Origin of the sequence: Sphingobacterium sp. UBA1498, assembly GCF_002325125.1 — a bacterium.
In the GTDB taxonomy this organism is placed as follows: domain Bacteria; phylum Bacteroidota; class Bacteroidia; order Sphingobacteriales; family Sphingobacteriaceae; genus Sphingobacterium.
In genome coordinates this window covers 410,327-433,169 of sequence record NZ_DCRG01000004.1, presented here as the reverse complement: position 1 = coordinate 433,169, position 22,843 = coordinate 410,327, and the positions used below count along the sequence as shown (strand labels likewise).

The 22,843-nt window shown below is 38.2% G+C and carries 25 protein-coding genes and 2 tRNA genes; 11 read left to right on the top strand and 16 right to left on the bottom strand.

The features are described from left to right. The first annotated feature begins 22 nt into the window (after window positions 1-22). A complete protein-coding gene (locus tag B3139_RS04765; protein WP_293880302.1) occupies window positions 23-1,210 on the top strand; it encodes an MFS transporter in 1,188 nt (395 codons plus the stop codon). Between the two features lie 33 nt (window positions 1,211-1,243). Here the strand turns inward: B3139_RS04765 and B3139_RS04760 are convergent, their stop codons facing one another. The 3 genes from B3139_RS04760 to B3139_RS04750 all read right to left on the bottom strand — a co-directional run bounded on the left by B3139_RS04760 (window position 1,244) and on the right by B3139_RS04750 (window position 2,473). Then, window positions 1,244-1,918, bottom strand: a complete 675-nt coding sequence (locus B3139_RS04760; protein ID WP_293880300.1) for a phosphatase PAP2 family protein — start codon at window positions 1,916-1,918, stop codon at window positions 1,244-1,246. A gap of 166 nt (window positions 1,919-2,084) precedes the next feature. Continuing rightward, a tRNA-Arg gene (locus B3139_RS04755) sits at window positions 2,085-2,156 on the bottom strand. Window positions 2,157-2,392: 236 nt separating this feature from the next. Beyond that, window positions 2,393-2,473: transfer RNA gene (locus B3139_RS04750), tRNA-Tyr, on the bottom strand. A gap of 287 nt (window positions 2,474-2,760) precedes the next feature. Between B3139_RS04750 and B3139_RS04745 the strand changes: the two genes are divergently transcribed. The 6 genes from B3139_RS04745 to B3139_RS04720 all read left to right on the top strand — a co-directional run bounded on the left by B3139_RS04745 (window position 2,761) and on the right by B3139_RS04720 (window position 9,154). After that, complete coding sequence (locus B3139_RS04745) at window positions 2,761-3,393, top strand: peroxiredoxin (RefSeq protein WP_293880298.1); 633 nt, start codon at window positions 2,761-2,763, stop codon at window positions 3,391-3,393. A gap of 84 nt (window positions 3,394-3,477) precedes the next feature. Then, entirely contained in the window at window positions 3,478-3,792 is a 315-nt protein-coding gene (locus B3139_RS04740; protein ID WP_209576908.1) for a thioredoxin family protein, read from the top strand. Continuing rightward, window positions 3,773-4,027, top strand: coding sequence for a DUF6952 family protein (locus tag B3139_RS04735; RefSeq protein WP_209576910.1), 255 nt, complete (start codon window positions 3,773-3,775; stop codon window positions 4,025-4,027). Before B3139_RS04740 ends, B3139_RS04735 begins: the two co-directional genes overlap by 20 nt. Before the next feature lie 649 nt (window positions 4,028-4,676). Then, window positions 4,677-7,130 carry a PIG-L family deacetylase gene (locus B3139_RS04730; protein WP_293880294.1) on the top strand — a complete coding sequence of 818 codons (2,454 nt, stop codon included), beginning with the start codon at window positions 4,677-4,679 and terminating at the stop codon, window positions 7,128-7,130. Window positions 7,131-7,137: 7 nt separating this feature from the next. Further along, window positions 7,138-7,347 (top strand): hypothetical protein, encoded by a 210-nt coding sequence (locus B3139_RS04725; protein ID WP_075990403.1) that lies wholly within the window; start codon window positions 7,138-7,140, stop codon window positions 7,345-7,347. Window positions 7,348-7,441: 94 nt separating this feature from the next. Next, window positions 7,442-9,154, top strand: coding sequence for a sodium:solute symporter (locus B3139_RS04720; protein WP_293880289.1), 1,713 nt, complete (start codon window positions 7,442-7,444; stop codon window positions 9,152-9,154). A gap of 27 nt (window positions 9,155-9,181) precedes the next feature. Here the strand turns inward: B3139_RS04720 and B3139_RS04715 are convergent, their stop codons facing one another. From B3139_RS04715 to B3139_RS04680, 8 genes are all read right to left on the bottom strand, one after another. After that, window positions 9,182-10,048: an N-acetylmuramoyl-L-alanine amidase gene (locus tag B3139_RS04715; RefSeq protein ID WP_293880287.1), complete on the bottom strand. Its 867-nt coding sequence runs from the start codon at window positions 10,046-10,048 to the stop codon at window positions 9,182-9,184. Then, window positions 10,048-11,109 (bottom strand): DUF3078 domain-containing protein, encoded by a 1,062-nt coding sequence (locus tag B3139_RS04710; RefSeq protein WP_209576918.1) that lies wholly within the window; start codon window positions 11,107-11,109, stop codon window positions 10,048-10,050. Before B3139_RS04710 ends, B3139_RS04715 begins: the two co-directional genes overlap by 1 nt. 21 nt (window positions 11,110-11,130) lie before the next feature. Beyond that, window positions 11,131-11,892: a hypothetical protein gene (locus B3139_RS04705; RefSeq protein ID WP_209576920.1), complete on the bottom strand. Its 762-nt coding sequence runs from the start codon at window positions 11,890-11,892 to the stop codon at window positions 11,131-11,133. A gap of 61 nt (window positions 11,893-11,953) precedes the next feature. After that, complete coding sequence (locus B3139_RS04700; protein WP_293880285.1) at window positions 11,954-12,787, bottom strand: glucosaminidase domain-containing protein; 834 nt, start codon at window positions 12,785-12,787, stop codon at window positions 11,954-11,956. 22 nt (window positions 12,788-12,809) lie between these two features. Then, a complete protein-coding gene (locus B3139_RS04695) occupies window positions 12,810-13,334 on the bottom strand; it encodes a glucosaminidase domain-containing protein (RefSeq protein WP_293880283.1) in 525 nt (174 codons plus the stop codon). Window positions 13,335-13,356: 22 nt separating this feature from the next. Then, the gene (locus B3139_RS04690; protein ID WP_293880367.1) at window positions 13,357-13,992 is read right to left on the bottom strand and encodes an O-methyltransferase; all 636 of its coding nucleotides are present in this window, start codon (window positions 13,990-13,992) and stop codon (window positions 13,357-13,359) included. A gap of 238 nt (window positions 13,993-14,230) precedes the next feature. Then, window positions 14,231-14,860: a GTP cyclohydrolase I FolE gene (folE, locus tag B3139_RS04685; RefSeq protein ID WP_209576925.1), complete on the bottom strand. Its 630-nt coding sequence runs from the start codon at window positions 14,858-14,860 to the stop codon at window positions 14,231-14,233. A 28-nt stretch (window positions 14,861-14,888) separates the two neighbouring features. Then, window positions 14,889-15,302, bottom strand: coding sequence for a 6-pyruvoyl trahydropterin synthase family protein (locus tag B3139_RS04680; RefSeq protein ID WP_293880280.1), 414 nt, complete (start codon window positions 15,300-15,302; stop codon window positions 14,889-14,891). A gap of 587 nt (window positions 15,303-15,889) precedes the next feature. Between B3139_RS04680 and mqnB the strand changes: the two genes are divergently transcribed. The 3 genes from mqnB (at window position 15,890) to B3139_RS04665 (ending at window position 18,504) form a co-directional block, all read left to right on the top strand. Beyond that, the gene (gene mqnB / locus B3139_RS04675) at window positions 15,890-16,531 is read left to right on the top strand and encodes a futalosine hydrolase (protein ID WP_293880278.1); all 642 of its coding nucleotides are present in this window, start codon (window positions 15,890-15,892) and stop codon (window positions 16,529-16,531) included. A 123-nt stretch (window positions 16,532-16,654) separates the two neighbouring features. After that, a complete protein-coding gene (locus B3139_RS04670) occupies window positions 16,655-17,641 on the top strand; it encodes a pyruvate dehydrogenase complex E1 component subunit beta (RefSeq protein WP_293880276.1) in 987 nt (328 codons plus the stop codon). A gap of 107 nt (window positions 17,642-17,748) precedes the next feature. Beyond that, the gene (locus B3139_RS04665; RefSeq protein ID WP_209576934.1) at window positions 17,749-18,504 is read left to right on the top strand and encodes a DUF6263 family protein; all 756 of its coding nucleotides are present in this window, start codon (window positions 17,749-17,751) and stop codon (window positions 18,502-18,504) included. A 64-nt stretch (window positions 18,505-18,568) separates the two neighbouring features. Here the strand turns inward: B3139_RS04665 and gcvH are convergent, their stop codons facing one another. Then, complete coding sequence (gene gcvH / locus B3139_RS04660) at window positions 18,569-18,949, bottom strand: glycine cleavage system protein GcvH (protein ID WP_293880273.1); 381 nt, start codon at window positions 18,947-18,949, stop codon at window positions 18,569-18,571. Window positions 18,950-19,049: 100 nt separating this feature from the next. On the opposite strand from gcvH, the gene B3139_RS04655 reads away from it, so the two are divergent. Further along, a complete protein-coding gene (locus B3139_RS04655) occupies window positions 19,050-20,246 on the top strand; it encodes an anhydro-N-acetylmuramic acid kinase (protein ID WP_293880271.1) in 1,197 nt (398 codons plus the stop codon). Here B3139_RS04655 and B3139_RS04650 read toward each other — a convergent pair whose 3' ends face one another. Genes B3139_RS04650 through B3139_RS04635 form a run of 4 tightly spaced genes read right to left on the bottom strand, consistent with a single transcriptional unit; the run spans window position 20,247 to window position 22,836 of the window. Then, the gene (locus B3139_RS04650; RefSeq protein ID WP_209576940.1) at window positions 20,247-20,918 is read right to left on the bottom strand and encodes a DUF2461 domain-containing protein; all 672 of its coding nucleotides are present in this window, start codon (window positions 20,916-20,918) and stop codon (window positions 20,247-20,249) included. Between the two features lie 7 nt (window positions 20,919-20,925). Beyond that, window positions 20,926-21,726, bottom strand: a complete 801-nt coding sequence (locus B3139_RS04645; protein ID WP_209576942.1) for a phosphatidate cytidylyltransferase — start codon at window positions 21,724-21,726, stop codon at window positions 20,926-20,928. Next, the gene (locus B3139_RS04640; protein ID WP_209576943.1) at window positions 21,723-21,938 is read right to left on the bottom strand and encodes a DUF2007 domain-containing protein; all 216 of its coding nucleotides are present in this window, start codon (window positions 21,936-21,938) and stop codon (window positions 21,723-21,725) included. Before B3139_RS04640 ends, B3139_RS04645 begins: the two co-directional genes overlap by 4 nt. Beyond that, complete coding sequence (locus B3139_RS04635; RefSeq protein WP_293880267.1) at window positions 21,913-22,836, bottom strand: CPBP family intramembrane glutamic endopeptidase; 924 nt, start codon at window positions 22,834-22,836, stop codon at window positions 21,913-21,915. Before B3139_RS04635 ends, B3139_RS04640 begins: the two co-directional genes overlap by 26 nt. Window positions 22,837-22,843 lie beyond the last annotated feature (7 nt).

Genomic DNA, 22,843 nt, shown 5'->3' with positions numbered 1-22,843 from the left:
TTGCACCCTCAAATCAGAAACTATGGACGCAACGTTAACTCACTCAGAAGAAGATCTTTATAAGAAGCGAAATCGTATAAGAATCGCGGTTTCACTTTTCTTTTTTTGCCAAGGAATTGCGTTTGCATCCTGGGCAAGTCGCATTCCAATTATTAAAGCACATCTTAACTTAAGTGAAGGGCAATTAGGTACCATATTATTAATGCTCCCTGTTGGGCAACTCGCTACGATGGCACTCTCAGGAAAGCTGGTCACAAAATATGGTAGCGCCAGTGTTTTACGCATTGTACCCATTGCCTATGCGCTGGTGTTATGTTCCATACCTTTTGCACAGAATGCTTGGCAATTGGGGGCTATATTGCTTCTATTCGGGGTAAGCGGTAATATGTGTAATATTTCGGTTAATACGCAAGGAGTAGCCACCGAACAGATCTTCAAAAAATCAATTATGACCTCTTTTCACGGCGCTTGGAGTATCGCAGGCTTTACTGGAGCTTTAGTCGGTTTATTGACGATGAACTTCGGACTGAATACGTTCTCCCATTTCTTACTCATATTAATCATTGTCATCGGGAATACGCTAATCAATCACAAGTATCTGGTGCCAGGAAAATCTCCCCAAAAGGAAAAACGCAGTTTCTTCGCTAAACCAGAAGGCGGACTACTTCAACTCGGTATTATTGGCTTTTTCAGTATGGCAACAGAGGGAGCAATGTTTGACTGGAGTGGGGTATATTTTAAAGAAATCGTACAAGCGCCCGAAAAATTTGTTGTCGTTGGATACGCTTCTTTTATGATCATGATGGCCACAGGTCGTTTTGTTGGCGATGCGGTCATCCGTAAATTAGGTCGAAAAAGAACGCTGCAATACAGTGGACTGTTAATGTTCATCGGAATGATGACCTCGGTTATTTACCCTGAATTTATCATCTGTACCTTAGCATTTATGTTGGTAGGTATAGGCGTAGCCTGCAACGTTCCTTCGATCTATAGCCTTGCCGGACAAAACAAAAATGTACCTTCAGGCGTAGCTTTAGCCATGGTTTCAAGCATCAGTTACCTAGGATTTTTAATGGGGCCACCTTTAATTGGCTATATTGCCGAAGCGTTTAGCCTGCGCTATTCCTACGGTATTTTTGCATGCTTCGGCCTTTTAATGTTTTTTATGGTAGGGCGACTCTCTTTATTTAAACAAACAAGCCCCGCCTAATTTTTCGAAGAAGCAGCTGATCGAAATTTCGATCTAAAACTTGACCTGAAGAAATCGTAGGCTAAATGACATGCGTTTACTTTTTAAAATATAGGGCATTGCCAGCAGATAAATGCAAGCCGTAACCGTGCCCAACATCGAGCCAAACCATACATCTATCACAAAATGCTGCCCCAAATACACACGCGAGTATGCAGTTAATGCCGCAAAAACAAAGGTAAGAATCCCAAAAGATCTATTTTTTGAGACAATTGCTATCGTGGCTGACATCGCAAAGGCTGAAGTTGTATGGCCTGAAGGAAACGAATTGAAGTAGGCTACAGGCAGCCAAGAGACGACATGGAATGTTGGATCTCCATGAAATACGCTGGCCGGCCTATCCACATGGAAAAGATTTTTAAGCATACAGCAGATGACGCCCGAAAAGATATATGTACCGAGTATAGCTCGAGCACAATTCCATTGCTGCATACAGCAGTAAGCAATAAAAACAGTGATAACAAAGAGACCATCCCCAAAATAGGTGTAAATAGTAAAGAGAATATCTGCCCAAAAAGCGTGGTGTGAGTTTATAAAATGAAACGAATCAGCCTTGGGAACAAAAGCCACCAAAAAGGTCAATAGAAACACCCAAATGGAAAAGAAAACAAAAAAAGCAGGATTAGCTACATATACCCTTCTAAATTGGTATACTAAAAATTTTCCCATCCAATCTATATTAAAGCCAATGATAAAATTGTTGTATTATCATTTGATTATTCTAATATAGAAATATTATTAAAAATTGACAATTCTATTACGATTTAATTTTGATACCAAAATAAAAACCATATGAAACAAAGAAAGCGATGGTAATCCATCGCTTTCTTTATTGTAGCCCCGAGCAGAATCGAACTGCTATCAAATGTTTAGGAAACATCTATTCTATCCGTTGAACTACGGGGCCATTTCAGAAGCCAAACTTAATCTTATTTTATAAATAAGTCAATAGTAAGTCTCAAATCGGGATATATTTTTTTCCTGAGGAAGGTCTTGACCTAAATGGACTAGCTTTACTCAAGCCATTGACGTTGGCTATTCCCAAAAACCTCATCAAAGAATTTCATGTAATCTGCAATAATTAACACGCAAACAAACTTAAAACTTATACGATGAAATGGAATTTGGTAAGAAAGAAAAATGTGGAGGGAGAAGGATTCGAACCTTCGAAGCCGAAGCAACGGATTTACAGTCCGTCCCATTTGACCGCTCTGGAACCCCTCCAGCATTGTGTTGTTCTCAAATTGAACAGCGCAAAAGTAGGTTTTGATTTGCAAAACTGCAATTATTTAATTCCATAATTTTGTAACTACCGCATTATTAATCCATTTATTTTTTAAAGGTATTCAATCGATCGCCTGATCATTGGATTAACGCATCATTATTATAATAAAAATTTATTGTTATAATCGAGTCAAAATAGATTTTGACGATAGTGTATTGGCAAAATCAATTCGCTTTTTGGCCGAAGTTGCCGTATCTTTGTAGCAACAAAAAAAGAAAGATATATTATGAGTTTTACAGGTAAAAGTTTTCCAAGCATTACAGTAGATGCAATCGATTATTTAGGCGATAATTTACAAATTAACATTTTTGAAAAAGCAGTCAAAGAAGGTAAAAAAGTGCTTTTATTTTGGTATCCAAAAGACTTCACTTTCGTATGTCCTACTGAATTACACGCTTTCCAAGAGGCAGCTGCCGAGTTTGAAAAACGCAATACAATCTTAATCGGAGCTTCTTGTGACACAAATGAAGTGCACTTCGCCTGGTTAAACACAGCAAAAGATAACGGCGGTATTGAAGGTGTTGAATACCCGATCTTAGCAGATACAAACCGTAACTTATCAAGTATATTGGGAATATTAGATGTTCAAGAAGTTGAACACCCTGAATACGGCACATTAGCACAAGGTTCTGCTGTCACTTACAGAGCAACCTATTTGATCGACGAAACTGGTCGTGTATTCCACGAGTCGGTAAACGATATGCCTTTAGGTCGTAACGTTAAAGAATATTTACGTCTGATCGATGCCTATGCACACGTACAAAAATTCGGTGAAGTATGTCCTGCAAATTGGGAAGAAGGTAAAGATGCCATGAACGCAGATAGAAAAGGTGTAGCTGACTATTTAGCGAAACACTAACAAAATACGAAGACGACAAGTCTCGTCAACAGGAGTCACTCCTGATTCCTGTTGACTTCCATCAATCACCTTAATAATAAAATCATGTTACAAGAATTAGAAAACGATAATTTACAAGAAATTGTAAATAGCAACGATATTGTTATGGTTCAATATTCCGCTACCTGGTGTGGTAATTGCAAAATAATGAAACCAAAATTCAAAAAGTTAGCAGGCGAAAATGAAAGTGTGCCTTTTGTAATCGCTGATGCAGAAAAATTTCCTGAATCTCGCAAATTAGCAAACGTGAATAATTTACCAACTTTTGCTGCCTTTAAGAACGGTAAATTGGTTAATCAAGTACAAACAAATAAGTTGGACGCATTAGTAGAATTATTCAATGAAACTTCCAGTAATTAAGCATTTAACAGAATTCATCGAGCAAAATGATGTAGACTACGTCCTAGAGACCATAGAGACACTGGAAGCATTAACAGAGGCTCCTTTGAAAGATGAGGAACTAGACGTTCTTGGTGAATTGATTTCAAACCTTTATGGAGCGGTAGAGGTTGATAAATTAATTAAAGAAGGTCATTCCAAAAAAGACGCGTTAAATTTATTTATGAAACGTGTTCTTGGTGCCATTGATAAATAGCTTTTGCTTAAAAGTATGATTTTGAAACTTTCTTTAATGTGTCTAAATCTTTTTTGAACGTTTGAAGTATAGCGATGAATATCAATTCCAATTTGCCCAAACTATGAAGCAAATCTTACGACGTTGTTTAGATCGTATGAAGATAGCAGTCTGTCTATTAAACAATAAGTGTCGCGGTACTATAGTCGCTTAAGGTATGGTAACGATATATTATACATTTCCCAAAAGCTAAAATGTTGACAAAATTTAGCGATGTGGAAAACTAATTAAAGTAATCTGACAGAACTCAATATTTTCTACATATATTTACTATGTTAAAGGTTGCCACTTGGAGCGAAGCGACAAAATAACTATTCTCTAAAAATTCGTTTCAGGAAAAAATATTTTAATTGTTAAACGGAAATTCCAACTTGATTGGGATTTCCGTTTTTTTTATTCTGTGCTTATATTATCCGTTTAAGCATCGACGAATATGATTTTACAGCGCTTTTACGTATAACTGAAACCTACACTTTGTATTGGCCTAAGCCTAATCAGCATGATAACCTTTGCGCAATGGTATACATAGGGATCAATCAAACTTTAAAGACTTTCAATAAAATTACAATAATCAACAATCCGTTGTTAAGCAAAATCTTTATCTTTAAAAATGCGAAGACCTTTTATCTCTGTTATCATAATTTTGGCGGGTATCTTGTCAACTTCAAGCGTTAAAGCACAAAATCCACAGTGGGATGCTGCTGAAATAAAACTTAATCTGGAAAAACTTAACACATTGGGATCGGTACTCTATTTTGCGGCACACCCCGATGACGAGAATACCCGATTGATTGCATGGTTAGCCCAGGAAAAGAAATATAAGATAGCTTACTTATCGTTAACTAGAGGCGATGGGGGACAAAATCTGATCGGAACAGAACAGGGTATTGAGCTTGGCTTGATTCGAACGCAAGAATTACTGGCTGCTCGAAAAATTGATAAAGGTGAGCAATTTTTTTCTTCCGCCTATGACTTCGGATTCTCGAAAACACCAGAAGAAACTTTCGAATTTTGGGATAAAAAACGTGTTCTTGGAGAGGCCGTATGGATCATCCGAAAATTTAGGCCCGATGTAATTATTACACGTTTTCCTCCCGATTCAAGGGGGGGCCATGGCCATCATCAAGCTTCCGCTATTCTAGCGCAAGAAGCTTTTAAAGCCGCTGCAGATCCTAATCAATTTTCAGAACAACTTCAATTTGTAAGTCCTTGGCAGGCGAAACGTCTCCTTTGGAATACGGCTAATTTTGGCGGTCAAAACAATACCCGTGAAGATCAGTTAAAAATAGATATTGGAGATTACAATTCCCTATTAGGAGCCTCCTATGGCGAGATTGCTGCCCACAGCCGCTCTTCACACAAAAGTCAAGGCTTCGGGTCGGCAAGCCAACGCGGCTCATCAATTGAATATTTCGAATTCGTCGACGGTGTACCTGCAGAAAAGACACTGCTGGATAATGTAGACACTTCCTGGAAAAGAGTGAAAAACGGCAATAAAGTCCAACCCTTAATTGACCACATTAATCAGATATATCAAATTGATAAACCGGAATTGATCATCACAGAACTGATCAAACTATACAAAATACTGGATGAAATTGATGATGAATACTGGAAAACGGAGAAGAAAAAGGAAGTTGAAAAACTGATTCTTGCTTGTGGTGGAATTTGGTTCGAAAGTGTTGCTAGAAATTCATCCTATGCCTTGGGAGATGAGATAAAAGTGGATCATTCTATTATTGTCCGCCGTCCAAATATAACAGTTGAGCTGACTCAGCTAAACGGAAATAGCATTCATGACACACTGAAAACAAATAGGTTGCAAAAAGACACTATGCTTGTCATCGCCGATAGGACAACACAACCCTACTGGCTGATGGAACCGCATGGAAAAGGTAAATTTAATATCAGTGATTTCAATCTTACCGGATATCCCGAAAATCCTGATGCTCCAAGTGTATCTATTGAAATTCGGATCAATGGCCAGCCCATCATAATCAATCAGCTTATAAAGTATAAATACACCGACCCTGTCCGTGGTGAAATCTACAACCCGATCGTAATCCTACCACCATTAACGGCTAAAAGTTCGAGTTCTCTGGCGCTTACCCAAAATGCCCGAACGGTCAAAGTGAATCTGACTTTTCAGAAAAACGGACAAATAGGCGCTACTACATTTCATGTAAAACCAAACATACCAAAAGGCTGGGAAGTTTTACCAGCATCTTTTTATTTATCTTTTAAAGAAAGTGAACGTATAATCTCTAGGGAAATCAGCATAAAACCATCCGATGCTACCCAATCTTCCATAGATACCCTTGGGTTTCTTTTGAATAATAAAGAACGCTTGAAAGAGATAAAGTCCATTGACTACAACCATATACCTGATATCGTTTATTTCCCAGATGCGGCTATAAAAATGAGCAACATCAACCTGATCAACGACGTAAAGAACGTCGCATACATTCATGGGGCAGGGGATCTAATTCCTGAATCGCTTGTTGCCATTGGTATAAAAGTTGATGTGCTAAGTAACGAACAGGCGTTAAAAGCAGATCTTTCCACCTATGACGCTGTAATTTTTGGTGTACGGATATTCAACGTCAATAAACAGATTGCGCAGCTTCAAAACAAAGTACTTGCGTATGTGAAAATGGGGGGTACAGTTCTAGAACAATACAATGTAAATAACGGAATGATAGCAAAAAACTTTGGTCCCTTTCCTTTTAGTATTGGCAGAAGCCGGGTAACGGACGAAAAAGCAACAGTGCATTTTGATAAAAACGATCCTATTTTCAATTACCCAAACAAAATCAGCGAAGCTGACTTTCAACACTGGGTACAGGAACGGGGACTATATTTTGCCGAAGATATTGATAAAAGATATCGTACGCCTATTACCATGCAAGACCCGGGTGAGGCGCTACATAATGGATCATTACTAGTTGCACACTATGGAAAAGGTAAATTTGTTTATACATCTTTGTCTTTTTTCAGACAATTACCCGCAGGAATTCCCGGAGCTTACAGATTATTTGTAAATTTGTTATCAAAATCAAAATAATAGAATAATGGAAAATCAGATTGACAACAGCTGCACGACAATTGATGCTGGCAAAGCAAAAGGAATCATTCTTTTAGTTGCTGTAGTGTTTGGTGCATTAATTGGATTCACTGCAAACGAGACATTTTTAAGCATCTTTGGAGGTGCCGCTGTCGGATTGATTATTGCCGCTATTTTTAATAGCGTCATCTATCCTCAGAAGCCTTCCGATAGATAACAACGATGAATAGCTGGAAACGTTTCTACTGGTTGGTCGTTATCTGGCTATTTGTATTCATCCTTTTTCTGTACATTTTCACGAACCACTATTCATGAGTACAGCAGATTGGATCGTTTTATTTCTGACACTCTTGGTTATTGTCGTGTATGGCGTTTACAAGAGTAGAGGCATAAAAAATATTGATGGATACCTTCTGGGTAATCGTTCTTTACCCTGGTATCACGTCGGATTGTCAGTAATGGCGACTCAAGCAAGCGCCATTACTTTCCTTTCTGCACCCGGACTAGCTTATTCTTCAGGAATGAGTTTCGTTCAATTCTATTTCGGCCTACCGCTGGCCATGATTGTCCTCTGCATAACATTTATCCCCATTTTTCATAAGCTGAAAGTATTTACAGCTTACGAATTTCTAGAAAAACGCTTTGATGTAAGGACCAGAGGACTCACCGCTATTCTTTTCCTCATTCAACGCGGTATTTCAACGGGTATTACAATATTTGCTCCGGCGTTGATTATATCGACCATACTACATATTGACCTTACTTGGACGACCTTGGCCATAGGAAGTTTTGTTGTTATCTATACAACTTATGGCGGAACCAAAGCTGTATCTCATACGCAATTGCTCCAAATGAGCATTATTTTTGCGTCTTTACTTATTGCCGGGATATTGGTCATTCATCTGCTACCACAGGATATTGGCCTCTCAAAAGCACTGCATATAGCAGGAAAATCAGGGAAAACAAATGCGTTGGACTTTACTTTTGATCTGAACAATAACTATACAATTTGGACAGGGTTAATTGGAGGATTTTTTCTACAGCTTTCTTATTTCGGAACAGATCAGAGCCAAGTCGGAAGGTATTTAACTGGAGCATCCATCAGAGAAAGCCGGATGGGATTAATTATGAATGGTTTATTAAAGATACCTATGCAATTTGCAATTCTCCTGATCGGAATCCTTGTATTTGCCTATTATCAGTTCCATCAACCGCCTATCTTTTTTAATCAAGTTGAAGTCAAAAACCTCAAGGAAAGCAAATACGCTCCTGAGTATCAAATCTTCGAACAGAAACATAAAGAACTGTTTAAAGCGCGTGAGTCTGCTGTTCAGCAACTTAATATAGCCTTAGAGCAAGATGACACAAAAAGTATTGCTCATGCTCGCACAGCATTGGGCCAACTAAACGCGCAAATGCAGCAGGTTAAAGACCGAACCATAGACTTGATTAAAAAAAACAATCCCAGTGCGGAAACGAACGACAATAATTATGTGTTTCTGTCTTTCGTAACGACTGTATTTCCAAAAGGGTTAATCGGGCTGCTAATAGCAGTTATCTTTCTCGCATCAATGGGATCAACTGCAAGCGCTATTAATTCATTAGCTTCCACAACGACAATTGACATCTACAAAAGATTCATTAACCGTAAATCATCTGAAAGACAAGATCTGCTGTGGTCTCGTCTATTTACCCTGATTTGGGGCATATTTACTATCCTGGTAGCCTTATATGCAAATAGGTTGGGTAATCTTCTCGAAGCAGTCAATATCTTAGGTTCCTTATTCTATGGGACGATCCTAGGTATTTTTATTGTAGCCTTCTATATGAGAAAAATCAGGGGAAAAGCAGTTTTTATTGCCGCCATACTTTCAGAAGTGATCGTGATTGGTATTTGGTTAATGGATAAAATACCGTTTCTATGGTTAAATCTTATTGGCTGTCTCGCCGTCATGCTGATCGCTTATCTCCTACAGCTGGGCGTAAAAAAAAGCGCATTGGTAGATGATAAAATTCAATCCTAATAAAACGAAAAGTACGATTGTACAGGTTTAATATTTTTTATAAATGTTGTACAACACGCTCTTATCGTATATGGTCAGTTCGGGTGTTGTATCCCTTACAACAAACTTTCTTTTAAAGGCAACAATCGCAGCTTTAAGGTTAGACGTATCGTAACCGATAATTTTAAGCGCATCTATCGCATTAAAACCATCTGGGGGGGCAACAAGTTGCCCTTCATCATACCAAATTCCAAAACCCCGGTCCGCCAGCTTTTTCCAGGGGAAAAACACACTTGGATCGTTCTTCCTTGCTGGAGCGATATCGGCATGCCCAATAAAATTATTTGTCGGTATTAAATAGCGAGACTTCAAGGTATCCAGCACCGTCATCAATGAATTAATTTGTGCATCAGGAAAAGGTTCTCTACCATTATTATCTAGCTCAATACCGATAGAACATGAGTTCATATCTACGATAGAACCCCATTTAGCAACCCCAGCATGCCAAGAGCGGACATAATCGTTTAACATTTGTATAATCTCCCCATTTCGGCCAATAACATAATGTGAACTCACCTTAGTTCTCGGGATCTGAAAAGTTTTAATTGTCTGACCGATGCTATCTTGTGCGGTGTGGTGGATAATAACAAAGTTTGGCTTGCGTACATCATAATGAATAGCCTCTTCTTGACGCCAATAAGAATGGCTTCCCGATTTCTGCAAAAAGATGATCTTTCTTTCCTCTGGTGTCAATAAACTCGTATCCGGATTAGTCACAATCTGCGGCTCCAAAACCACCGGAGAAGCAAAAGATGTTACCAACGGTTTCAAAATCGCCGGCTGTACCTTCGACTTACAACTTGCCAAAGAAAGCAATGAGCACAGTAATATTCCTACTGACACAGGTCTAATCATTATTTTGGTAAACTATATACAATTCCCATTGCCAAGGACTGACTCAATTGCACCTTGGAAATAACATCTGGATCATAAATCATAATACCATTCAAGTTCACATTGATTACACGGGTAACTTTCGCTGTTACGGTTACATCTAAACGGTGCGTTGGATCGGAAAGTTTCTCATAATCCGCAAAAAGATTATAACGCGCCTTTACATTCAATTTATCTGTGAAGTTTTTGTCCAAATTACCCGTTAGCTGGAATGCCAATGCATTTGCAAAAGTTCGATCTTCCTTTACACCGAATCGTTCGCCGGTACCTTTACGCTGATTATTATCACCTTCTGGTTTACTCATATCTGGAAGAAGGTAATAACCATATTTTTGATAAAAACCCTCTACCGAACGAGGTCTAACGCGCTCATCCAAAATAAAGGTCTGACGAGCAGTACCTGTACCAAAACGTAACGAGAATTCATTGCTGGGCTTGTACTCAAGACCGAAAGACTCCGTCAGATAGGCTGGCGCCATAAAAGCATTTTCGATATAATCAATGGTATCCCTACCATTCTCCGTCCTATATTTATACCCTGCGTCAAACTGAGACTCAAAGGTCACCGATGTAAACAAAGCCCAATTGGCAGACAATTTATAAGAAAGCTTATTATCCCAAAATATACGGTCATTATTTTTCTTCGCAATATTATTGGTGTTCTTTATTTTTCCATAACGTAAATCAACTTCAGTCACGAAATTGAAATTATCTCTGGTATAATCCGATTTATGATTGGCATTCAACCCAACAGCAATAGAACCGACACCGCCCCCTTTCCAATTATCATTAAATGATGCCTGATTTAAATTGATCCCAAATTTTGTCCAATGTTTCCAATAGTCTACTTCTAGGTTCAGTTTGGGAACGACAGGACGAATGGTTTTAATATTTAAAGGTTGCTCTTTCTGTACGGAAATTACGGTATCTGGTTTTGCCCTAAGATCTTTCAGATCCTGTGCCTGTATGCCAGTAATAGAAAGGCAGAGCATAGCCATGCCGACAAAATTAAATAACTTCATTCTGAAAACGTCTATTTTTGTTTACGGTACTAATTTATAATTAATTGTTGGAAAAGGCTCAATAAAATATTGTGAAGGATTCAATTGATACCGTGAATAGCAATTCTTAATGTAATTTGCCAGTTCATAATCGCTTGCTGCAAGAATAAAGAAATAGGAGGGTCTGAATATCCTTCTAAATCGCTCCGATTCTTCACTATTGAGTCCAGTTACTTTACTAATAAGTTCCTTCGAAAATTTATAATCGATCACATTTTCCTTATAATCGTTTTCAATGGTTTTAGTCAATCGGCGTGCCCGTTTGGCCTCTTTGCTAAATAAGCTGTAGATTGAATTGATACTTAAACCAGCGCCATTTGGTCCTACAGAAAATACATCACCATAACCTGCCAAACGATATGCCTTTTCATAATCCACTTTTGCCTTTTCCAAAATTTCTTCGGGACTTTTGCGTGCGTAAACCTGAACCTCCTCTATATAAAAAGTTTCGCGTACCAAATGAAAAAGTAATAATCCACGTTCATCTACAAGAAGCGTATCTGAAAAGTACCCCTTACTCATCGCGACGATATGATCTCCTAACTGTGCATTAAAGACAAATTCACCTTTGATTGTATTATAATTCACCTCTCCTGTTCGTAAGTTGGCAAGCTTGACATTGCCAATACGCTGTTTGGTATTTTTATCAAAGACAATCCCCTCCACTTTTTTATCTTGACAAAAAAGTGCAGAAGTGGAAGCCCCAATGGCAATAAGTAGAAAAATATATCGTATTAATATCACTATCGTAAAACTACTATATAGCGATACAAAAGTGAAATATTTAACATCTTTTAAAACGTAACTATTTAGATATAACCAAAAGCTGACCCAACGATAGCGCATCATCGGTAAGACCATTCAAAGCCTTAATCTGATCGACAGATACATTATATAGCTTACTGAGCGAATACAACGTATCTTGAGCTTTAACCTCATGAATACGCATGGCTACGGGGCTCTTGATGGCTTCTGTTTTTACAACCGAGGGGGGGGCTTCTTGTACATTCTGAACGATTTCTACCTGCACCGTTTCTTCTCGAACAACTTTTTCACGCTGCGATTCACCGCGGTCGTATTGATCAAGATGATATCTTTCGATCATTTCGATGAGCAATTCAGGATAACGTGGATTGGTGGCGTACCCGGCTGCTTTCAAGCCTTTAGCCCAACCTTTATAATCATTCTTATCCAATTTAAAGAGCGCTGCATACCGAGGCCTCAACAGAAATTCAGAATGATCTCGAAACGATTGTTCGGGACTGTCATAAACACGAAAGCAATCATTAATATTATCATCAGGGCGGGTTACGGATTTTCCTTTCCACACTCCGCCACATTTAATACCAAAATGATTATTCGCCTCGCGCGCTAGGTAACTATTCCCATTGCCTGATTCAAGCAGTGCCTGAGCAAGTTTAATGCTGGCGGGGATACCGTATCTGTTCATTTCTGCAATTGCCACCTGTTTGTAATGACTGATGTAATCGTTCCCTGCCATGGTGGGCCGCCCAACAGAAGGAGATGAAGAAGTTTTTGAATTGGAGCCAGATTTAGGGGACGATAACGTGCCCCTCCGACTTGAACATGATGTAACCAACATCATGAGTACAAACATGCCATAAAAAAACTTCTTCATGCAGTAATGTTGTGCTTAGTGCTTATCTTTTTGTTGACGAGAATTTGTTTTGCTTAGCATCATGATCAAACATATCCAAATGATATTGTCTAATTGTAGCGAGTACTTTTGCAGTCCAACCTTTACTCGTCGAGTACCCCGAACGAGCTATCGCTTTTACCCAAGCCTCGTATTTTTCACCCGGATGTTTATCAAAAAGACTTTGAGTAGTCTTTTTTCTTTTCACTATTCCTACAAAATCATCGTACGAGTCCAATACTGACCGATAACCTTTGTAAGCTGACCGAATAACGGTACTATTGTTCTTTCCTTTGACACCAAAATGGTTATTCAAATTCTTTGCTACCCTGCTACCACCATTTCCGCTTTCATGCATGGCGATGGCTAAGATAACCGATGCCGGAACACCATGTTCCTCCATCATTTCTTTTGCTATTGGACTGTACTTATCGACATATGCCGCATTACTTTGAGCCGAAACCTTTGTTAATCCAAAAGTTCCCAAAGCTAGTATCAGTACAAAGCTTTTTAATTGTTTTAAATTCATGAAGAATGTTTTAGTTCACAAATTACTTCTTGCGTAATACAAAAAGTCCGTCTCGAATTGGTAATATCACCTTTTCTACGCGCTTGTCCTGAGCTAAACGTGCATTCAAATCAATGATCTGCTTTGTTTGGTTGTCTGGTTTTGAATGCAATACCTTACCTTTCCATAAGACATTGTCAATCAAAATAAGTCCCCCAGACGGAACTTGATTTATTATCGTTTCGAAATAAAATAAATTTCTCTTCTTGTCTGCGTCGATAAATACTAGATCGAATGTTTCATTCAATGTAGGTAGTATCACCGCCGCATCGCCAATGTGATACCTGATTTTGTCAGCAAATGGCGATTCATCAAAATAACCTTGAACCCTTTCTTGCTGCTCTGCATTGATATCAATGGTATGTAATAGACCATCTTCCTTCAGCCCTTCAGCGAGACATAAAGTTGCGTATCCCGTAAAAGTCCCAATCTCTAAAATACGCTTGGGAGCAACCAATTTACTCAATAAAGAAAGAACTCTTCCCTGGTAATGTCCAGATAACATATGGGGCATTGTTTCCTTCAAATAAGTGTCCCGATTTACCATTTTCAGTAACGAATTTTCTTCGTCTGTAGTATGTTCCAAATAGGACTCTAAATCGCTGTCAACAATTTCCATAACCGCAAAGGTACCAAAAAACATATTTAGTATAAAAACTTTTTTTTACTAAAACCTGATTATCAATCAAATACAATAAACCTTTTGTAAAGGACGTTTTTTTAAAATTGCCTCAAATGCATAAAAACCCAACATTTTCAATTTTAAAATTTTATTTCAGATCACAATTTCCCCAAAGAAAAAGCCTTCTAAAATATGATATTCTAGAAGGCTTTTTTATTATTGCACCATACCGGTATTACGCAAGATCAGCTGTGATCAAGCGTAAGAATTCGGATCGCGTTACATCATTTTGAAAAGCTCCTGTAAATGCAGAAGTTGTTGTCACAGAATTTTGTTTCTGTACGCCACGCATTGCCATACACATGTGTTTACATTCCATGACTACAGCTACGCCCAGCGCACCCAAAGTTTCTTGGATACAGTCCCTGATTTCATTAGTGAGCCTCTCCTGAACCTGAAGACGACGTGCAAAAATATCAACGACACGCGGTATTTTACTCAATCCAACAATATGTCCGTTAGGAATATAAGCTATATGGGCTTTACCGAAAAAAGGCAACATGTGGTGTTCACAAAGAGAATAGACTTCAATATCTTTGACGACAACCATTTGACTATAGTCTTCTTCAAACATCGCTCCACGTAATACCTCTCCAGCATCAATATCATAGCCATGTGTCAAAAATTGCAACGCTTTCGCAACACGCTCTGGCGTCTTTACTAAACCTTCACGTTTGGGATCTTCCCCAAGACATGCCAATATATCGGTATAATGAGAAGCGATTCGTTCTACCTTTTCAGTATTGTATTTGTCGATCTTAATATATCCATCCAACTCTTCGTTGTCAAATGAGTGCTGACTCATAGTTTCTACTATTTAAATGTATTAAAGTTTAATCGCCAAAATATTCGACGTAATTATTTTCTGTTTCGTGCAAACGGACACGATGTAAAATTACTCCCTGTTCATCAAACAAGGGTTTTAGAATCTTAAATATCTCGATTGCGATATTTTCAGTTGAAGCCATCACACCCTGCATAAAATCAACATCTAAATTAAAATTACGGTGGTCTACCTTATCGATGATGCTACGATTGATAATTTCCTTCATCATCTTTAGGTCAATCAAAAAACCAGTTTCTGGATTAACATTTCCTTTAACTGTGACATAAAGATCATAATTATGTCCATGCCAATTCGGATTGGCACAAAGACCAAAAACCTGTTCATTCTGCTCCTCACTCCAGTCTTCACGATAGAGCTTGTGCGCAGCACAGAAACGTTCACGACGAGTTATAAATACCATAATAATACAAAGATAAGGCTTTAGGCGCAATTTTAACATTTCAATTTGAGGAATGCCGTCAGAATACCGTAATATAATGAAATGCTTATACCATTCTTCATTCAAAACCGATAAAAGTTCCGTAGTCTAGTTCTTAACTATTAGAGAACGCATGGCTAAATTTGAAACCGAACGTTGCTTACTCTTTATGAGAATACCAGTGTTTATATATTATTGGCTCTTTTACGTAATTTTTCTTATTATTTGATTGCGTTTTTAGTTAGGTTTAGTTTAGGGTTAAGTTAGGGTTAGCTTAGGGTTAGTTTAGGTTCAACCTATATTATCCCTATTTAAAAGCTAAACTAAATAGCTATTAAACCGCTATTAATGTATAATAAAGCAGTGGCTACTTCTAACTTTTAAATGCCGAAAAGAATGCCGTTTCACCGCGCTTATCAGTAATGATATTGTTAGCAAAAGCCAAATCATCCTATGTATAAAATCAAAGTCAGATCTGTCAGTTGGACGAATACCAAGTACTATATTTTGTTTTAAAATACTTTTGCGCGCAAGATAATTTGTATTTTTCCCTCAAAAAAGAGTTCGTCATGCAAATATTAGTTATTGCGGCTACTTCATTTGAATTGCAGCCGTTCCTGGAAGTGGCATCAACATACGATCGATGCGATACCCTCATCACTGGTGTTGGCATGGTGGCCACAGCCTTTGCGCTAGGAAGAGCACTTCATGAAAAAAAATATGATCTTCTTATTAATATAGGAATAGGGGGATGTCTGGATCGGCATGTTGAAATAGGTTCAGTCATCCAAGTGGTTTCAGAGTCATTCGTTGAGCTTGGCGCGGAAGACGGTCATAACTTTATTCCAATAGACCAATTGGGCTACGGAAAGTCTAAATTTTCCTCGTGCTTATTAGCTGACAAAGAGCTTCGTCTCCCATTTCTAAAACAGGGGGAGGGCATTACCGTAAACAAAGTACATGGTCATACAGAAAGCATCGAAAAAATTCAAAAGCTCCATCCCAATAGTCTCGTAGAAAGTATGGAGGGAGCTGCTGTTTTCTATGCTGCGGACAAAATAACTGTTCCCGTTATAGAGATTCGCGGTATTTCGAATTACGTAGAAAAAAGGAACCGTGCCACGTGGAACATTCCGTTAGCTATCATGAATAGTAATAAGGCACTTATAAAAACATTGGAATATCTGAGCAACTTATATTTAAAAATTTAATATGAAAGTCATTTACATCTTAAAAAATGACATAAAACTATACAATTAGCGTGTTCAAATCTTCAAAATATCAATTTTAAATAGTAGATTTGTAATCAAAAAATTGACACTATTTTACAACTGATGAGAGAAATACAATTCAGAGAAGCACTTCGTGAAGCAATGAACGAAGAAATGCGTAAAGACGACAAAATATTTTTATTAGGAGAAGAAGTTGCTGAGTATAACGGAGCTTACAAAGTGAGTCAGGGTATGCTTGATGAATTCGGCGCAAAACGTATCATTGATACACCTATTGCTGAACTTGGTTTTGCGGGTATTGCTGTTGGAGCGGCAATGAATGGTTTAAAACCTATTGTGGAATTCATGACATTCAACTTTTCACTTGTTGCTATCGACCAAGTGATCAATGCAGCTGCAAAAATCCACTCAATGAGTGGTGGACAGTTCTCTATTCCAATGGTCTTTCGTGGTCCTACAGGAAATGCTGGCCAACTTGCAGCTCAACACTCTCAAAACTTCGAGAACTGGTTTGCAAATACACCAGGTTTAAAAGTCGTGGTACCTTCTAACCCATATGAAGCTAAAGGTCTATTAAAATCATCGATTATAGATCCAGATCCTGTCATCTTTATGGAGTCTGAAGTAATGTACGGCGATAAAGGACAAGTTCCTGAAGAAGAATATTACTTGGAAATCGGAAAAGCTAATATCATCCAGGAAGGTACAGATGTAACTGTTGTATCTTTTGGTAAAATGCTTCCTCGCGTTGTCATTCCTGCAGTTGAAGAATTGAAAAAAGAAGGTATCAGCGTTGAATTAATCGATTTGCGTTCCGTACGTCCAATTGATTACCCAACAATCATCGCATCTGTTAAGAAAACGAATCGCTTAGTGATTGTAGAAGAAGCATGGCCATTGGCATCTATTTCTACAGATTTAGCATTCAATGTTCAACGCAATGCATTTGACTACCTAGATGCGCCTGTAATACGCGTAAATTGTGCCGATGTACCACTTCCTTACGCACCAACATTAATCGAAGCGGCTCTGCCTAGCGTCGAAAAAGTTGTAAAAGCTGTTAAAGAAGTATCTTATATCAAAAAGTAATTTTTGTTAATTATAAAAAACCCAAATCCCTTTTACCACGTAGAAGGGATTTTTTTATATATTTAAATTGCCCAATTATTACTGATAAAAACATAAAAATTATAGATATGAAAAAATTAAGAATAACCTCATTGATCGCGGTATTTGCTTTCTTTGTTCTCGCGGCTTCCGCACAAAAGAAATATACACTGCGCGTAAATCCGGATGCAGGAAAAAAGATTTCACAAAACCTGAGTATGACCATGGACATCGATGCCGCTGGTCAAAAAATGACTACAGATCTCAACATGGGGTTTGATATAACCAATACAGCAACAAAAGATAATTCATTCGCATTTGATTTAAAATACACAGGAATCAATATGAAAATGAATATGGCAGGAATGGACATGGCATATGACTCAAAAAATCCAGAAGCTAATGATTTTTCTAAGCAGATGCATGCTACGTTAGGCAAGCTGCTAGAAAATAATATAACCTTCAATGTAAACCAACTTGGTAAGTCGTCGGATATCAAATTACCTGAAGGCATCAATATGCCGTTTGACAAAAGTATGTTCGAAAATATCAGCACTGTATTACCTGAGCAACCGGTTACCATCGGAGATTCATGGACATCAAAAACAGAATCTGATGATTCAGGAATAATGGTAGAAAGCAAAATGACATTAATCGAGGCAAATGAGCTTGGTTACAAAGTAAATGTGGAAGGAAAGATGTTTGGTCCTGATGCAAACCAGGTCGGCAATCTCCAAGGTTTTTATGTTTTGGACAAAAAAACCTGTCTTACCAAGGCAACCGAAATGATAAGTGATGTAGATATGCCGGAAGCCAAAATAAAGACCACATTAAAAAGTCAATAAACCATCGATTAGAACAAAAAAATAGGGACCTGTTGGTCCCTATTTCATATAGATAGTTTTAAAACTACGCGTTAATCTCTTCTTTGTATTGCTCAGCGGCTAACAAAGCGTCTACATCAGCAGCGTTGTTCAATTTAATACGAACAATCCAACCTTCTCCATACGGATCAGAATTGACCAACTCAGGAGATGCATCAATAGCCTCATTAACAGATAAAATTGTAGCTGATACAGGCAAAAACAAATCAGAAACAGTTTTTACCGCTTCAATTGTTCCGAAAACTTCATTTGCGGCAATTTCATCACCTACAGTGTTAATGTCAACAAAAACGATGTCTCCCAATTCACGTTGAGCGAAATCAGTAATCCCTACAACTGCTTCATCACCTTCAACACGAATCCATTCGTGATCTTTGGTGTATTTCAATTCTGCTGGAAAATTCATTGTATTTAATTTTTTGATTTTTAATGCCGTGAAGTTACAAAATATCTTCAATTGTCAAAAATGATATTCATCATAACATTTTTGTGCTTAATTTTAAGCTATGAATCTTCAAATCGAAAGACTTTACCAAATTTCACGAAAGAAAGCGCGACTCATTATTGGCCTGATGTCCGGCACTTCACTAGATGGGTTAGACATTGCACTATGCCGCATAGAGCATGCAGGAAAAATAACAAAAATACAGCTGGAGAAATTTTCTACCATGGAGTACGACGACGAATTTAGGACACGAGTTCGAGAAGTTTTTGCAAAACGCCATATCGATCAGCAGCTCTTTTCCGGACTCAATGCCTACATTGGAATAACCCATGCAAATTTAATCAATGCAGCCTTAAAACAATGGAATATTGCGAACAGTGAGATTGATTGTATAGCCAGTCATGGACAGACAGTTTACCATGCTCCCAAATCGTTGACAAAAGATCAAAATTGGCCAAATAGTACCTTACAGATCGGAGATGGGGATCATATTGCAGTGCATACAGGTATCATAACCCTATCAGACTTTAGACAGAAGCATATCGCTGCAGGGGGAGAGGGGGCACCTTTAGCAGCTTATGGCGACTACCTACTTTTTTCACATCCGACAGAAAATCGTTTCTTACTGAATATTGGAGGGATTTCTAATTTCACATTTATCCCAAGCCACCAAACCAAGTTGAAAGCATATGCTACTGACCTAGGCCCGGGAAATACCATGATGAATCAATACATGAAGACGCACTTTGATACAGAAATGGACAAGGATGCTCAGATGGCAAAAACTGGCTATGTAAATGAAGATTTATTGAATCAGCTTTTGGCGGAAGAGTTTCTAACACTACCCTTTCCAAAAACTACTGGCCCAGAACTATTTAATCTGACCTATCTCCAACGAGCACAGCATAGCTCTAAGACAACGGATCTGCCTCACAAAGATGTCATGGCTACCCTTAATCGTTTCGCTGCTCAAGCGATGGTTAATGGAATTCGCAGCCAGACTGAAGGTCTAACCGATATCGCCGTTTATATCAGCGGCGGAGGGCTACATAATCCTTTGCTGTTTGATTATATCAAAACAAGTTTACCAGCGTGTAAGGTGCAAAGTTTTGCAACATTAGGTATAGATCCTGATGCAAAAGAAGCCGTTCTCTTTGCGCTATTGGCAAACGAAACCCTAGCGGGCAACAAATCCAATGTAGCGTATATCAAAGATTCTCCCGCTGTATGTATGGGTAAAATTAGCTTACCCGAATAGTTATTCTGTATCGATGGCTTCTTGTAAAAACTCCTTGAAAGGAAGCATACTTTTATAAGACGCCACGATATTATCCAGTGCATTTTTCGCAGATAGCTCTTTTACAGTTAACGATCTGTCCAACACAAAGCTCTTTAATTTGATCAGGTCAATAAAAGGATTATCTTCGTTATAACCCGCAGGAGCACGTTTTAACAGATCCTCTTTAAATAGCGCAATTTTATTTTCGGACAACACCTCTTTCAAAATATCATCTAGCTTACCACCATTATAATCGATTTCTTGCCTAATTGCTTCTAAATGTTGCTTTTCAGGTCGCCAGTAGCCACATGCTATAAATGAATTTTCTGCACCGATATGGATATAGTACTCTGGTCCTTGTAGCTTTCTCCCATCTACAGATATCCCTGCACCAAACCAGCTTTTGTAAGGTGTTTTATCCGTTGAAAAACGCGTATCGCGGTAAATCCGAAATAGACATTTGCTGGCCTGTATGGTGGTATTAATTTTAGGATCAAACTCACTTAAAGCCGCAATTAAATCCGTTAAAAAGCTTCTTACATCAACTAATGCGGCTTCATACTTTGCCCTGTTATCAGCAAACCATTCCCGAGAATTATTAGCTTTCAATTCCGTCAAAAAATCAAAAGTAGATTTTTGAATGTGACTCATATTACGATCAATTAATTAAAATTAAGAAAACATAGACCATTGGCGCAGCCAATAACAATCCGTCAAATCTATCCAAAAACCCTCCATGCCCAGGTAATATATTACCCGAGTCTTTGACCTGTAGGCTACGCTTTAACATAGACTCGACCAAATCCCCCAAAGTACCCACAACGCTAATAATTACCGCAACAGTTATCCATTGCCAAAGCGGTAAATAACTGAAATACTTTTCCAGATTCACCGCGGCAACAATAGCCAAAATCAATCCCCCGAAAAAACCTTCCCATGTCTTTTTAGGGGAAATTCTTTCAAATAATTTACGCTTTCCAAAGCTTCGTCCAGCCAAATATGCGCCAGTATCATTTGTCCACAATAAAATTAAAAAACCTAAGGGAAGCACATAATTAAAACTACCCTGCATAAACCCTAGTTTGGAAAATAGGAAAAAAGGCAGTGTAACATAAGCTATACCCAAAAAAGTATAGGCGATGTCGTTAAAAGGGAACTTTCGTTTCTGAAAAAGTGAAACAATATAAGTCACGCTTACAATAGGAATCATCAGCGCCAAAAACTTAACATTTAATAGGTCCAATGAAATCAATGAACCTAAAATAAATAGCAGCAAAGCCAATAGTATGCCTAACCATTTATTTGGAGCGCGTTCATCCGACGAAACGATCCCATAAAATTCATAAAGGCACCATGTACTGAGCAATGTAAAAAAGATGGAGTAAACGTATGCCCCAAAAAGAGTGGCTGCTATCATGACAGCTACAAAGATTACTCCTGTTATTGCTCTTGTTTTCATAAATTAATATCCCCTTCTGCTTCTTCAATTAGTCGTTCAGCCATTTCGATAGATCCTTCGTTGACATAAAGTTCAATTTTTCCAAATAGATAAGAAGAATCTTGCTTATTCAAAACAACAGCAGGAATTCCATGCTCTTCCAACATTTGTTTGACTATCTCTGCCTGAATAGCATTTGTATATGTTTTAATTTTTTTCCAATCGTTCTCCATCGTTTTCTTTTTGGGTGGTTCGATAAAATAAGAGTACAAAAATAAGAGTAAAAATGAAGGCTACAAGATATATCCACCAAGATTGTAACTCAAATGCATTGAGCTCATCATAGCTTTTTCCTTGCCTAGCATAATAGAATGAGATAACCGTAGCTCCCGCATTGTTAACAAAATGCCCGAAGATGGGCAATAGGATGTTTTTGCTCCATAGATAGAGATAACCAAAAAAAGCACCCAAGAGCAAGCGGGGTACAAAACCAAAAAACTGCAGATGTATTGCACTAAAAATAACCGCTACAATCCAGATAACAACCTGGGGATTATGCAACCATCTTCCGACTATATTTTGTAAAACACCTCGAAATAACAATTCCTCTCCGATGGCAGGTATCAGCGCCAACACAATGATATTGAACAGAAAACCAAGAATGCTCGATTCCATAATAATACCCCGAATAAGATCTCCCGAATCCTTTTCACTCTGTTCCATCCAAAGCTGTACCGATTTCATATTCTCTGGAAGTTTTAACGACTCATTCCAGTGACCGATCAAATTCATCACCGGCATAAAAGCAAGCATAGCCAGAAAGATATAGGCAAACTGTATTGCGTTAGGTTTATCATCAAGACGGAAATACTTAATTCCATAGCCCTCCCGAGTATCCATCAAATAAGCAGGGATCACAAATGATCCTAAACTACTCATTAACAATAAAAGGCGCATTTCATTGGCCGATCCATTCATGACCGCCGCTAATGAAAAAACCTGTCCCGTCATTTTATAATAAAAAAACAACGCGATAAAATAGACTACTTGTGATATGAAAGTAAAACCGATAACCATTAAAATCAACCGCAACAACGATTGAAAAGGGTGGGTAGTTTGCGCTGGAAACATATGTATT

What these genes read in the sequence shown, in the direction of transcription:
- B3139_RS04695 (WP_293880283.1), bottom strand. Translation starts at nt 13,334, where the DNA reads ATGAATTTAAAACAATTAAAAAGCTTTGTACTGATACTAGCTTTGGGA.
- mqnB (WP_293880278.1), top strand. Translation starts at nt 15,890, where the DNA reads ATGCAAATATTAGTTATTGCGGCTACTTCATTTGAATTGCAGCCGTTC.
- B3139_RS04650 (WP_209576940.1), bottom strand. Translation starts at nt 20,918, where the DNA reads ATGAGTCACATTCAAAAATCTACTTTTGATTTTTTGACGGAATTGAAA.
- gcvH (WP_293880273.1), bottom strand. Translation starts at nt 18,949, where the DNA reads ATGAATTTTCCAGCAGAATTGAAATACACCAAAGATCACGAATGGATT.
- B3139_RS04730 (WP_293880294.1), top strand. Translation starts at nt 4,677, where the DNA reads ATGCGAAGACCTTTTATCTCTGTTATCATAATTTTGGCGGGTATCTTG.
- B3139_RS04765 (WP_293880302.1), top strand. Translation starts at nt 23, where the DNA reads ATGGACGCAACGTTAACTCACTCAGAAGAAGATCTTTATAAGAAGCGA.
- B3139_RS04680 (WP_293880280.1), bottom strand. Translation starts at nt 15,302, where the DNA reads ATGGTATTTATAACTCGTCGTGAACGTTTCTGTGCTGCGCACAAGCTC.
- B3139_RS04670 (WP_293880276.1), top strand. Translation starts at nt 16,655, where the DNA reads ATGAGAGAAATACAATTCAGAGAAGCACTTCGTGAAGCAATGAACGAA.
- B3139_RS04645 (WP_209576942.1), bottom strand. Translation starts at nt 21,726, where the DNA reads ATGAAAACAAGAGCAATAACAGGAGTAATCTTTGTAGCTGTCATGATA.
- B3139_RS04720 (WP_293880289.1), top strand. Translation starts at nt 7,442, where the DNA reads ATGAGTACAGCAGATTGGATCGTTTTATTTCTGACACTCTTGGTTATT.
- B3139_RS04715 (WP_293880287.1), bottom strand. Translation starts at nt 10,048, where the DNA reads ATGATTAGACCTGTGTCAGTAGGAATATTACTGTGCTCATTGCTTTCT.
- B3139_RS04740 (WP_209576908.1), top strand. Translation starts at nt 3,478, where the DNA reads ATGTTACAAGAATTAGAAAACGATAATTTACAAGAAATTGTAAATAGC.
- B3139_RS04745 (WP_293880298.1), top strand. Translation starts at nt 2,761, where the DNA reads ATGAGTTTTACAGGTAAAAGTTTTCCAAGCATTACAGTAGATGCAATC.
- B3139_RS04735 (WP_209576910.1), top strand. Translation starts at nt 3,773, where the DNA reads ATGAAACTTCCAGTAATTAAGCATTTAACAGAATTCATCGAGCAAAAT.
- B3139_RS04760 (WP_293880300.1), bottom strand. Translation starts at nt 1,918, where the DNA reads ATGGGAAAATTTTTAGTATACCAATTTAGAAGGGTATATGTAGCTAAT.
- B3139_RS04665 (WP_209576934.1), top strand. Translation starts at nt 17,749, where the DNA reads ATGAAAAAATTAAGAATAACCTCATTGATCGCGGTATTTGCTTTCTTT.
- B3139_RS04700 (WP_293880285.1), bottom strand. Translation starts at nt 12,787, where the DNA reads ATGAAGAAGTTTTTTTATGGCATGTTTGTACTCATGATGTTGGTTACA.
- B3139_RS04640 (WP_209576943.1), bottom strand. Translation starts at nt 21,938, where the DNA reads ATGGAGAACGATTGGAAAAAAATTAAAACATATACAAATGCTATTCAG.
- B3139_RS04655 (WP_293880271.1), top strand. Translation starts at nt 19,050, where the DNA reads ATGAATCTTCAAATCGAAAGACTTTACCAAATTTCACGAAAGAAAGCG.
- B3139_RS04725 (WP_075990403.1), top strand. Translation starts at nt 7,138, where the DNA reads ATGGAAAATCAGATTGACAACAGCTGCACGACAATTGATGCTGGCAAA.
- B3139_RS04710 (WP_209576918.1), bottom strand. Translation starts at nt 11,109, where the DNA reads ATGAAGTTATTTAATTTTGTCGGCATGGCTATGCTCTGCCTTTCTATT.
- folE (WP_209576925.1), bottom strand. Translation starts at nt 14,860, where the DNA reads ATGAGTCAGCACTCATTTGACAACGAAGAGTTGGATGGATATATTAAG.
- B3139_RS04690 (WP_293880367.1), bottom strand. Translation starts at nt 13,992, where the DNA reads ATGGAAATTGTTGACAGCGATTTAGAGTCCTATTTGGAACATACTACA.
- B3139_RS04635 (WP_293880267.1), bottom strand. Translation starts at nt 22,836, where the DNA reads ATGTTTCCAGCGCAAACTACCCACCCTTTTCAATCGTTGTTGCGGTTG.